We start from the raw sequence: 12,494 nt of genomic DNA on the forward strand, positions 1-12,494 counted from the left end.
GTGCGCAAGGGAGTCCTCTCACCAGGACTCCCACTTTGCTTTATGCGGCCAGGAGATGATCATGTGGTGGACCAAACGCGACCTCAAGCCAACAGCAACCCCTGTTGGCAAAGCCAAGCCAGTATTGTTGCGCGCGCTGGAGCCACGCATCATGTTCGACGCCGCAGTGGTGGCCACTGCCGCGCATGCCGATACCAGCCACGCGGAAGCCAAACCGGCGCCACGCAGCGCAGAGGTGGCCGATCGCCCCACCGCATATCTGACCAATGCCGATCAGGCAGGCAGGCAGGATACGCGGCCAGCACCGGCAGGCAACGATGCAGCGCCCAACCGCCCAGCCACCAATGCTGCCGATCCCGCCGCACAGCGTGATACGCAGGTCGCACCGGCAGCGACGTTGCCCGCCAGCCTGAGCAATGCAGAGCCCGGCCGGCAGATCGTATTCGTCGATGGTGGCCTCAGCAACGTACAAACATTACTCAATGGCATTTCCCCGAATCTCGAAGTGATCGTGATCCGGCCCGATCAGGATGGCCTGCAGGTCATTGCCGATACTGTGGCGGGCCGCAGCGACATCGATGCCATCCACATCATCAGTCACGGCGAAGTGGGCAGGATCGAGCTGGGTAACAGCTGGATAGATAGTGCTGATGTTGCATCTCACACCGGCCTGCTGGGCTCCATCGGCCAATCACTGAGCCAGAATGGCGACATCCTGCTTTATGGTTGCAAGGTGGGCGCCGATGGCAAGGGTGCCGATTTCATCAACGCCCTGGCCAAAGCCACCGGCGCCGATGTGGCTGCCTCGACAGACAATACCGGCAGTACACATCTTGGTGGCAACTGGGTGCTGGAAGCCCGTTCGGGCAGCATAGAGGCGGGCCTGTTCGGTACCGCTGCAGCACTGGATCATTATGATGCGCTGCTTGCCGCACCCACCTCGGAAAACTTTGATGGTGTTGCGGTCAACGGCGGTACCGGCCAGAGCCAGGGTACGACAGGCGCTCCCCGCGTGATCAACGGCTGGACATTCACGCTGCTCAATTCTGCCGGTACGCAGGATGCGGGCGGTTATGTCGACGTCACCCAGTTGTCGACGGATACCTCGATGGCCAATGGTGGCACGGACCACGCGGCAGTCTTGAATGGCACCTACGTTGCCGCCAGCTCCGGTACGCAGGCTGCCGGGGTATTCAAGGCAACGACAGGTGAGGAGTTTTCATTCGTATCGATCACCGTGGAAAACGGTGGGGGCGCCAACACCTACCGGCTGGTTGGTTACCGCGATGGCAGTGCCGTATCCGGCGCCACGCAGAACTTCACCGCGCCCGCCTTTGGCAGCAATACCGTGGTTTCCGTTTCTGGCAGCCAGTGGCAGTACGTGGATGAAGTCCGCATCGTTCAGCAAAACGGCGCAGCAGATATCTCGATCTATATCGACGACATCGTTGTTGCCGCCGCAGTCCCGCCCAACGTCGCGCCAGTCGCCACCACCAGCGGCGGTACCACCGCCTTTACCGAAGGCAACAACGTCGCCAGCACGCCGGTGGTCATCGATAGCGGCATCACCATCACCGATAGCGACAACAGCACACTGGCCAGCGGCACCGTCAGCATCACCGGCAACTTCCAGACCGGCCAGGATGTGCTGGCGTTCACCAACAACCCGGCCACCATGGGCAATATCAGTGGCAGCTACAACAGTGGCACCGGCATACTCAGCCTGACTTCGTCCGGCGCTACCGCCACATTGGCGCAATGGCAGGCCGCGTTGCGCTCGGTTACGTATACCGACAGCTCCGATACGCCCAATACCGGCAACCGCACCATCAGTTTTGTGGTCAACGACAGCATCGCCAACAGCACTGCCGGCACCAAGACGGTCAGCGTCGGCGCGACCAACGATACACCCATCGCCACCGCATCGGGCGGCACCACCGCGTTTACCGAAGGCAACAACGTCACCAGCACGCCAGTGGCGATCGATAGCGGCTTTACCGTCAGCGACCTCGACAGCAGCACCTTATCCACCGCTACCGTGTCCATCACCGGCAACCTGCACAATACCGAGGACGTGCTGGCGTTTACCAACACCCCGGCCACCATGGGCAACATCAGCGGCAGCTATAACAGCACCACCGGTGTGATGTCGCTGAGTTCGGCTGGCGCCACCGCCACGCTGGCACAATGGCAAGCCGCGCTGCGCTCGGTCACGTATACCGACAGCGCCGATACGCCCAATACCGGCAACCGCACCATCAGCTTCGTGGTGAATGACGGCAGCACCAGCAGCAGCACCGTCACCAAAACCGTCAGTGTGGCGGCGGTCAACGATACCCCGGTCGATACCACGTCCGGGGGCACCACCGCGTTTACCGAAGGCAACAACACCACCAGCACGCCGGTGGCCGTCGATAGCGGCTTTACCGTCACCGATGCGGACAACAGCACGCTGGCCAGCGCCACCGTGGCCATCACCGGCAACCTGCAAACGGCCGAGGATGTGCTGGCGTTCACCAACAACCCGGCCACCATGGGCAACATCAGCGGCAGCTACAATAGCGGCACCGGGATACTCAGTCTGAGTTCGGCCGGTGCGACAGCCACCACTGCGCAATGGCAGGCGGCATTGCGATCCATCACTTACAGCAACAGCTCCGAAACACCCAATACCAGCAACCGTACCATCAGCTTCACCACCAACGATGGCACCGCTGATGGCAATACCGCCACCAAGATCGTTTCTGTTGCCGCCGTCAACGATACGCCCATTGCCACCGCCAGCGGCGGCACCACGGCGTTTACCGAAGGCGCCAACGTCACCAGCACACCGGTGGTCGTCGACAGCGGTATCACGCTCAGCGACATCGACAGCACCACCTTTGCCAGTGCCACCGTTGCCATCACTGCCAATCTGCAGACTGCCGAAGACGTGCTGGCCTTTACCAACAACCCGGCTACCATGGGCAACATCAGCGGCAGCTACAATAGCGGTACCGGCATACTGAGCCTGAGTTCGGCCGGTGCTACCGCCACCAAGGCGCAATGGCAAGCCGCGCTGCAATCGGTCACCTACACCAACAGCTCGGACAATCCGAACACCAGCAACCGCACCGTCAGTTTCGTGGTGAATGACGGCAGCACCAACAGCACTGCCACCACCAAGACCGTCAGCGTTGCCGCTGCCAACGATGTGCCGGTTGATACGGCATCGGGCGGCAATACCGCGTTCGTGCAGGGCAACAATACCACCAGCACGCCTGTGGCAGTCGACAGCGGATTTACCGTTACCGATGGCGATAACAGCACGCTGGCCAGCGCCACCGTGGCCATCACCGGCAACTTCCAGAATGGCGAGGACGAACTCGCGTTCACCAACAACCCGGCCACCATGGGCAATATCAGCGCCAGCTACAACGCCGCCACCGGCGTGCTGACACTGACATCGGCTGGCGCCACCGCCACCACCGCGCAATGGCAGGCTGCGCTGCGCTCGGTCACCTATACCGATACCGCCAGCACGGTAAACACCAGCAACCGCACCATCAGCTTTACCACCAACGACGGCACGGCCGATGGCAATACGGTGACCAAGACCATCACGGTTACTGCCACCAGCCAGTCGCCGATTGCCGCCAGCAGCGGCGGTACTACGGCGTTTACCGAAGGCGCCAACGTGACCAGCACACCGGTGGTCGTCGACAGCGGCATCACGCTCAGCGATAGCGACAGCACTACGCTGGCCAGCGCCACGGTATCCATCACCGCCAACCTGCACACCGCGGAAGATACGCTGGCGTTCACCAACAACCCGGCCACCATGGGCAATATCAGCGCCAGTTACAACGCCGCCACCGGCGTGCTGACACTGACATCGGCCGGCGCTACCGCCACCAAGGCGCAATGGCAGGCCGCGCTGCAATCGGTCACCTATACCAACAGCTCGGACAACCCGAACACCAGCAACCGCACCATCAGCTTCGTGGTAAACGACGGCAACTCGAACAGCAATGCTGCCACCAAGACCGTCAGCATTGCGGCTACCAACGATGTGCCGGTGGATACCACGTCGGGTGGCACCACCGCGTTCAATCAGGGCAACCCCACCAGCACCCCGGTGGTGATCGACAGCGGCTTCACGGTTACCGATGGTGACAACAGCACGCTGGCCAGCGCCACCGTGGCCATCACCGGCAATTTCCAGAACGGCGAAGATGAGCTGGCGTTCACCAACAACCCGGCCACCATGGGCAATATCAGCGCCAGCTACAACGCCGCCACCGGTGTGCTGACGCTGACCTCGGCCGGCGCTACCGCCACCACCGCGCAATGGCAGAACGCGTTGCGCTCGGTTACCTATACCGATACCGCCGGCCTGGTGAATACCAGCACACGCACCATCAGCTTCACCACCAATGACGGCACTGCGGACGGCAACACCGCCACCAAATCGCTGTCAGTTACCGCATACAACTTCCCGCCGGTGACCACTACATCGGGCGGCAGCGCTGCATTTACCGAAGGCGCCAACGTGACCAGCACACCGGTGGTGATCGATAGCGGCATCACCGTCAGCGATATCGATACCGCCAGCCTGGCCAGTGCTACCGTGTCCATCACCGGCAACTTCCAGACCGGTGAAGACGTACTGGCCTTCACCAACAACCCGGCCACCATGGGCAATATCGCTGGCAGCTACAACGCGGCTACCGGCGTGCTGACGCTGACCTCGGCCGGCGCCACGGCCACCACCGCGCAATGGCAGGCGGCATTGCGCACGGTCTCGTATACCAACAGCTCGGATACGCCCAATACCGGCAACCGCACCATCAGCTTTGCGGTGAACGACGGCAACTCCACCGGCAACGCCGCAACCCGTGATGTCACAGTGGCCGCTGCCAACGACGTGCCGGTGGATACCACCTCTGGCGGCACCACCGCATTCAACCAGGGCAACCCCACCAGCACACCGGTGGTGATCGATAGCGGCTTTACCGTCACTGACGGGGATAACAGCACGCTGGCCAGCGCTACCGTAGCGATAACCGGCAACTTCCAGAATGGCGAAGATGAGCTGGCGTTCACCAACAACCCGGCCACCATGGGCAATATCGGTGCCAGCTACAACGCTGCTACCGGTGTGCTGACGCTGACCTCGGCCGGTGCAACCGCCACCACCGCGCAATGGCAGGCCGCGCTGCGCTCGGTTACCTATACCGATACCGCCGGCACGGTGAACACCAGCACGCGCACCATCAGCTTCACCACCAACGATGGCACCGGCAATGGCAACACCGCCACCAAGGCAGTGTCGGTGGCTGCATACAACTTCCCGCCGGTGACCACCACATCCGGCGGCAACACCACGTTTACCGAAGGTGCTGTCACCAGCACGCCGGTAGTGATCGACAGCGGCATTACCGTCAGCGATATCGATACCGCCAACCTGGCCAGCGCCACGGTATCCATCACCGGCAACTTCCAGACCGGTGAAGACGTGCTGGCGTTTACCAACAACCCCGCCACCATGGGCAATATCGCGGCATCGTACAACGCCGCCACCGGCGTGCTGACGCTGACCTCGGCCGGCGCGACCGCCACCAAGGCGCAATGGCAGGCTGCGCTGCGCACCGTCACCTATACCGATACCTCGCACAACCCGGATACCGGCAACCGCACCATCAGTTTTGCAGTCAACGATGGTAATTCCACTGGCAATATCGCCACCAAGCTGGTCGCCATCACCGCGTTCAACAATGATCCGGTCAATACGGTACCGGTATCGCAAGCGGTGGCAGAAAACGGCACGCTCACATTCAATACCGGCAACAGCAACCTGATCAGCATCAGCGATGTGGACAGCAACGGTGGTGTCGAACGCGTGACACTGACTGCCACCAATGGCCTGCTGACCCTGTCCGGCACCACCGGCTTGAGCTTCCTCGTCGGCAATGGCACCAACGATGGCACCGCGACCTTTGAAGGTACGCTGGCGGACATCAACAACGCGCTCAATGGCCTGACCTTCACGCCGACGCCCGGCTATCACGGCAGTGCCTCGGTACAGATCACCCTCAGCGATCTGGGCCTGACTGGCAGCGGCGGCACCAAAACCGATACCGATACCGTCAATATCAATGTATTCGGCATCAATCCCGCAGTACTGAACGTCGATGCCACTTCGGCCAATGGCACCTATGTAGCCGGCCAGACCGTTACCCTGCAGGTGAAATTCGACCAGATCGTCAACGTAGATACCACCGGCGGCACGCCCACGCTGTTGCTGGAAACCGGCAGCGTGGACCGCAACGCCACGTATGTATCCGGTTCGGGTACCGATACCCTGATGTTCTCGTACACGGTGCAAACCGGCGATACCAGCAGCGATCTCGATGTCAACTCGACCAGTGCACTGGCGCTCAATGGCGCCACCATCCAGAGCGCAGGCAGCAACAACGCAGTATTGACCTTGCCCACCGTAGGCGGACCCGATTCGATCGGTGGCCAGCACAACATCATCGTCGATGGCGTGATCCACAATGTCTCGCCAACTGTCGGCACCGTGGGTGTACCTGCGCCCGGCACCTATATTGGCGGCCAGACACTGGAATTCACCGTCAATTATTCGGAAGCGGTGTTCGTCGATACCAGCGGCGGTATTCCGCGTTTGATGATCGATATTGGCGGCAATAGCATCGGCGTGGACTACGCGGGCGGCTCCGGCAGCAGCACACTGACTTTCCGTATTACGCTGGGCTCTGGCGGCTCGATCGATACCGATGGCATCACCATTACCACCACGCTGGATAGCAATGGCGGGCGTATCCGCAGCGGTGCCAATATCGATGCCTCGCTCAACCTCAATGGCATCGGCCGTACCGATGCGGTACTGATCGACACCATCGCGCCTTATCCCGGCCACATTGCGCCCATTGATCCAAGCCCGTTGGTTGGTGACGTTGCCCGTTACATCGCTACCTTCAGCGAAGGCGTGCAAGGTGTCGATGCCGGCGATTTCGCTCTGGTCACCACCGGCAGCGCACACGGCCAGATCACATCGATTACGCAAGTTGATGCCCGTACTTATATTGTGACCGTGAGCAATGTAGGGGGCACGGGTTCCTTGCAGCTTGACCTGAATGGCACGGGTACCGGCATCCGCGATCTGGCGGGCAACGCCATCGTGGCAGGCCTGGCCGGTGGTGCCTACGAAATCAGTAACGGCAACCCCACCATCAACAGCATCACCAGCAGCAATGGTGCGTTCAATGAGGGTGATGGCGTCAATTTCACCGTCACCCTGTCCAGCGCCACCAGCATCGATACCAGCGGCGGTACACCGCGGCTGGCACTGGATGTCGGTGGACAGACTGTCTATGCCGATTATGTGGCAGGCAGCGGCAGCACCACACTGACATTCCACTATGTCGTCGCTGCCGGCCAGAACGATACGGACGGCATCGCCGTTGCCAGCTTCGACAGCAACGGCGCGCTGCTGCGCGATAGCCAAGGCAGAACCGTATCGCTCGCCCTGCCGGCGCCAGTGGCGCTCGGCAGCGTGATCATCGATACCACCCCGCCCACTGCAACCGGCATTATCGCCGTCGATGCCAACCCGACTTCCGCCACGTCGGTTGCCTACACGGTCACCTTCTCGGAAAACGTCTTCGGCGTGGACGGCGCAGACTTCACGCTCAGCACCACCGGCTCTGCCGCCGGAACGATTGCATCGGTCACCCAACTCACGGCCAGCACGTACTCCATCCAGGTAAGCAACGTCAGCGGTGATGGCACGCTGAGCGTATCGCTGCGGCCATCCGGCACCGGCATTGCGGATCGCGCGGGCAACAACATCAATGGCGGCCTTAGCGGTGGGCTCTACACCATCGGCAATGGCAATCCGCCGCCGGTGCCCACACCGGCGCCTGACAGCATACCTGCGCCGTCACCATCGCAATCGGCGCCAGCGCCGGCGCCCACTCCCGCACCGCTGATCACGCTGGTTGCGCTTGATCCGACCTCGTTTGCCAATACCCCCACGCTGAACCCCACCAGCAACACCATCAGCTTCGCCGATGCGCCCACGCTGAATCCTACCGGCACCATGCAAACCTTCGGTGCCGGCACGCTCAGCAACAATACCTTCGGGGTTGACCTGTCCGGCGGCAACTCGACCATCACGCCGCTCAACGATGGCCGCATGTCGTTTGTCGAGCTGGGTTCATCGAGCAGCGCCGGCCTGCAGGCGATGCCGGAGATCGGCAACTTCTCGGTCGTCGCTGGCGAGCCGATCAGCATCGCGCTGCCTGCGTCCACGTTCAGCCACAGCGACCGCAACGTGAGCGTAACGGTGGAAGTGCGCCTAGTAGACGGCAGGCCGTTGCCGGTGTGGCTGAAATTCGACCCCGTTACCGGCACGCTCGTCGGCAAGCCGCCTGCAGGCATGAACCAGAAACTGCAGATCGAAATCATTGCGCGCGACAACAAGGGCAACCGCGCCAGCAGCCATCTGGACCTGACCGTCAAGGCGGGCGCGAACCGCGCGGCGCTGGATATCACCGATACGCAGCTGGCCGACGCCGGCTTGCTGCAGCACCCGCTGGCCGGCCTGATGCACGCGGCAGATAACGCAGCCGGCAAACCGGCGCTGGCGGTGCAGTTCGACCAGTTTGGCCGCCCGGCCCGGCATGCAGCGGGCAATGCCTTGCTGCATCACCTTGCCATGAGCCGCCAGCCCGCCCAGGCAGATGCCGAGGCCGAAGCGTGATCCGTAACGCAATCCATTCATCGGCACTGCCGGCCCATGCCGCAGTGCCGGAACACCCCTATCCACAACCGACCCGTAACGAGGAGCATCCGTTGTCGAACGCCAAATCCCGCCCCGCCCTACCCGGCCGCCCCAAACTGGTCAGCCTGCTGGTTGGCGCCGCCCTGCTGGGCGGCTGCGCCATCCAGCCGGTGGCGACCACACAGGCAGAACGCCAGGCCGAGCTGGCCAGCCAGCGCACAACGATGTTCCAGAACCAGGAAGCGATATCCGGCCCCATCAGCCTGGATGAAGCGATGGCGCGGGCGCTCAAGTACAACCTGGATAACCGCCTGAAGGTGATGGAAGAAGCCCTGGCACAACGCCAGCTGGATCTGTCGCGCTGGGACATGCTGCCGCAACTGACCGCTGGCGCGGGCTATGGCTGGCGCAACAACGATCTGGCATCGGTTTCCAAGGATGTGGTCACCGGTCAGCAATCGCTGGTGCCATCGGTCTCGTCCGAGCGCATGCATACCACTGCAGACCTTGGCATGTCGTGGAACGTGCTGGACTTTGGCGTCAGCTATTATGCCGCGCACCAGCAGGCCGACCGCGTACTGGTCACGCGTGAACGCCGCCGCAAGGTGGTGCATCTGATGATGCAACAGGTACGCCAGGCATACTGGCAGGCCATCGGCGCGCAGCTGCTCGACAAGAAGGTCGAGCCCATCCTGAAGCTCACGCAGAAGGCACTGGATGACTCGCGCAAGATCGAGAAGGAAAAGCTGCAGTCGCCGCTGGATACGCTCAATTACCAGCGCCAGTTGCTGGACATCATCCGCCAGCTGGAAGCAGTGCGTGATGAGCTGGCGCAGGCCAAGCCGCGTCTGGCCTCGATCATGAACATCCCGCCTGGCGATGAATACACCCTGGCTACCCCTGCCGGCTTCAGCACCCCCAAGCTGCCGATAGACCCGGCAGCAATGGAAGAAACGGCGCTCATCAATCGTCCGGAACTGGTGGAAGCCAGCTACAACGAGCGTATCGGCCTGGCAGAAACCAAGAAGGCACTGGCCAAGATGCTGCCGGGTATCACGGTTGAACTGGGTACCAATTACGACAGCGACGATTTCCTCGTCAATAACCGCTGGAATACCGCCGGCCTGCGCGTGAGCTGGAACTTGCTCAACGTGTTGAACGCCAGCAATATCCAGGGTGCGGCACAGGCGCAATACGATGTGGCCAAGCAGCAAAGACTGGCGCTGAACATGGCAGTGCTCACGCAGGTACACGTGGCCTACCGCGATTATCAGGGCCGCAAGCGCCAGTTCGAACTCTCGGATGATCTGAACGACGTAGATCAACGCATCCTCACCCATACGCAGAATGCGGCAAAATCGGATGCGGCCGGCAAGCTGGCCGAGATCCGCGCGCAGGCCAGTGCGGTAATGTCCGAGCTGCGCCTGTACCAGGCCTATGGCGCGTTGCAGAACACCTATGGCCAGATGCTGACTACGCTGGGTATCGATCCGCTACCGGAGGAAGTGGCCGGCTACGACCTGCCGACCTTGCGTGCCGCGATTGCCGAACGTGAAAAAACACTGGTAGAACCAGCCAGCAAGAAGACCAGGTAACCAAGGGTTCAGGATGAAAATTGCAGTTCTGCTGCCGCTGCTTGTTGCGGCAGCGCTGGGGCATGCCGCACAGGTTGCGGCCCCCACCACGTTTACCGGCGCGGACAAGGATGGGCGCATCCGCACCCAGCTAGCCGCGCGCGATTCCGCCACCATTTCCAGCGAACTCAACGCCAAGATAGACCGGCTGACCGTGCGCGACGGCGACAGCTTCAAGGCAGGCCAGACACTGGTTTCCTTTGACTGCGTGCTGTTCGTGGCGCAACTGCGCAAGGCCGAGGCCTCTGCCGAGGCCGCGCGCAAGCTGCTGGACGTGAACCGGCGACTGGCCGAGCTCAACTCGGTAGGCAAGCTGGAAGTGGAGCAGGCCGAAGCCAAGGTGAAGGAATCCACGGCAGAAGCGGCATACATGCGCTCCACCGTCAGCAAATGCAGCATTGCCGCGCCCTTTTCCGGCCGGGTTACCAAAAAGCTGGCCACCTCGCACGAGTTTGTCACCCCCGGCAAACCGCTGCTGGAAATCGTCGATTCGAGCGCGCTGGAGCTGCAGATGATCGTGCCGTCCAAATGGCTGGCGCGCATCAAGCCCGGTACGTCGTTCAATGTGCTGGTGGATGAACTCAACCAGAGCTATCCGGCCAAGGTAGTGCGTATCGGCGCGAAGATCGATCCGGTGAGCCAATCCATTTCCATCGTCGGCAAGATCGATGGCAACCCGCCCTCGCTGCTGCCCGGCATGAGTGGCTGGGCCAGCTTCAGCGACAAATGAGCCAGCTTCCGGAAACCCCGCCAGCGGTGGGGCCGCTGCTGACGCTGCTGCAGCTGGAACGCCGCGCACGCGATGCACAAAGCGTCGAATCGCTGGGCTTTGTAATGGCCAACGAAACGCTGGGCCTGGTTGGCTATCGCCAGGCTGCGGTATGGCTGGAAAGTGGCCTGGGCTACGTGTCTACGGTATCCGGCCTGCCGCAGGTAGACCCCAACGCGCCCTATCTGCACTGGCTGACACAATTGTGCCGCAAGCTGGCACACGCGCATTCGGGTATTACCGCGGTCACTGCAGCCACTGCACCGGCCGGTAGTGGTGCCGACTGGGCTGACTGGTTGCCTGCACATGCGCTATGGCTGCCATTGAAAGACCGCAGCGGCCATCTGGAAGGCGCCTTGTTGCTGGCGCGCGAGCAGCCGTTCGATGAACACGAACTGGCAGTGCTGACCGAACTGACCCACGCCTATGGCCATGCACTGGCCGCCTTTCACCCGGCACAGCCATTGGCAGACCGCGCCAAGGCGCTGCTGCGGCCCGGCCGCAACCGGCGCCGCGTGTTGCTGGCGCTGCTGGCCTGTTGCCTGATCCCGATGCGGCTGACCGTACTGGCACCGGCCGAAGTGTCGCCGCTGGATCCATTCCTGGTGCGTGCGCCGCTGGATGGGGTGATCGACAAGATCTACATCCGCCCCAACCAGCCGGTAGCCGTGTCCACGCCATTGTTCAGCCTGGATACTGCCGCGCTGCAAACGCGCCGGGCTGTTGCGCAGCGCGCGTATGACACCGCCCAGGAGGAATACCGGCAATCCGCGCAGGCGGCAGTCACGGATGACGAAAGCCGCCTGAAAATGGCGCAAAGCCGTGGCGAGCTGGAACAGAAAGCGCTGGAACTCGATTACACCTCCGGCCAGCTGGAGCGCGTGCAGGTGAAGGCCGAGCGCGCCGGTGTGGCGGTGTTTGGCGATGTGAACGACTGGCAGGGCAAGGCCGTCACCATCGGGGAAAAGGTGCTGCTGCTGGCTGACCCCGGCAAGGTGGAACTCACCGCGCAAATGCCGGTCGCCGAGCAGATCAGCCTCAAGCCGGGCGATACGCTGTCGTTCTATCCGGATGCCAGCCCCACGCAATCGTTCGATGCAAAGATCATCAGCATCTCGTATGCGGCTGCAGAAACCGATGGCGGCGTGCTTGCCTACCGTATACGCGCCAGCTTCGTGGATAAATCCCTGCCCCGACTGGGATTGCGCGGTACCGCACGGCTGACGGCGGGCTGGGTACCGTTTTTCTACTACGCGCTGCGCCGTCCGCTGACGGTCACGCGCCAGTGGCTGGGTATCTGAGG

General features: G+C 62.1%; 4 protein-coding genes. All 4 read left to right on the forward strand.

What is annotated here, in order from left to right; translation table 11 throughout:
• The first annotated feature begins 61 nt into the window (after positions 1-61).
• The 4 genes from IGB42_RS17190 (at position 62) to IGB42_RS17205 (ending at position 12,492) form a co-directional block, all read left to right on the forward strand.
• Positions 62-8,767 carry a DUF4347 domain-containing protein gene (locus IGB42_RS17190; protein WP_159673952.1) on the forward strand — a complete coding sequence of 2,902 codons (8,706 nt, stop codon included), beginning with the start codon at positions 62-64 and terminating at the stop codon, positions 8,765-8,767.
• 92 nt (positions 8,768-8,859) lie between these two features.
• Complete coding sequence (locus IGB42_RS17195; protein WP_201799987.1) at positions 8,860-10,383, forward strand: TolC family protein; 1,524 nt, start codon at positions 8,860-8,862, stop codon at positions 10,381-10,383.
• A gap of 13 nt (positions 10,384-10,396) precedes the next feature.
• Positions 10,397-11,152 carry an efflux RND transporter periplasmic adaptor subunit gene (locus tag IGB42_RS17200; protein WP_159673954.1) on the forward strand — a complete coding sequence of 252 codons (756 nt, stop codon included), beginning with the start codon at positions 10,397-10,399 and terminating at the stop codon, positions 11,150-11,152.
• The gene (locus IGB42_RS17205; RefSeq protein ID WP_159673956.1) at positions 11,149-12,492 is read left to right on the forward strand and encodes an efflux RND transporter periplasmic adaptor subunit; all 1,344 of its coding nucleotides are present in this window, start codon (positions 11,149-11,151) and stop codon (positions 12,490-12,492) included. Before IGB42_RS17200 ends, IGB42_RS17205 begins: the two co-directional genes overlap by 4 nt.
• Positions 12,493-12,494 lie beyond the last annotated feature (2 nt).

Source organism: Andreprevotia sp. IGB-42, from assembly GCF_009848685.1.
GTDB lineage: Bacteria > Pseudomonadota > Gammaproteobacteria > Burkholderiales > Chitinibacteraceae > Andreprevotia.

Coding starts and splice junctions, on each gene's coding strand:
- IGB42_RS17190 (WP_159673952.1), top strand. CDS start 62: ATGTGGTGGACCAAACGCGACCTCAAGCCAACAGCAACCCCTGTTGGC.
- IGB42_RS17200 (WP_159673954.1), top strand. CDS start 10,397: ATGAAAATTGCAGTTCTGCTGCCGCTGCTTGTTGCGGCAGCGCTGGGG.
- IGB42_RS17205 (WP_159673956.1), top strand. CDS start 11,149: ATGAGCCAGCTTCCGGAAACCCCGCCAGCGGTGGGGCCGCTGCTGACG.